1 protein-coding gene is annotated in these 338 nt (G+C 37.9%); it reads right to left on the bottom strand.

The window, feature by feature from the left end:
- Nucleotides 1-338, bottom strand: a 338-nt coding sequence (locus tag MUW73_RS04485) for an Rpn family recombination-promoting nuclease/putative transposase (RefSeq protein ID WP_243575337.1), incomplete at both ends; no start/stop codon positions are given.

Here is a 338-nt window from a genome sequence, read left to right on the forward strand (position 1 = left end):
TCATTTCTAGCTTTTTCTATAGTATTAGCTTCTATTCTGAGCCATTTTAAGTGATCTTCGTAAGCCATTCTTTCCTGATCGGTAAAGTTCATGGTGTCTAATAGATGCAAGGCTTTCTTAAGCTTCTCATTAGCTAATGGTTCGGGTAAGTTGTCTTTGTTGAGCAAGTCATTTCTAGTCAGAAATGCGGTCCAAATATCCAGCGTGTTTTTTATTTTCTGCAATAAACTGGTTAAGTCTTCATTAGGGTCCTTACTGAACTTCCTCAGTTCTATGGTATCCAATTCTAGATCCGTAAAGTACGGCAGGCCACTCTCTTTTTCAGTGATATGGAATAC

Origin of the sequence: Candidatus Cardinium sp. cByotN1 (assembly GCF_022810525.1) — a bacterium.
Lineage (GTDB): Bacteria > Bacteroidota > Bacteroidia > Cytophagales > Amoebophilaceae > Cardinium.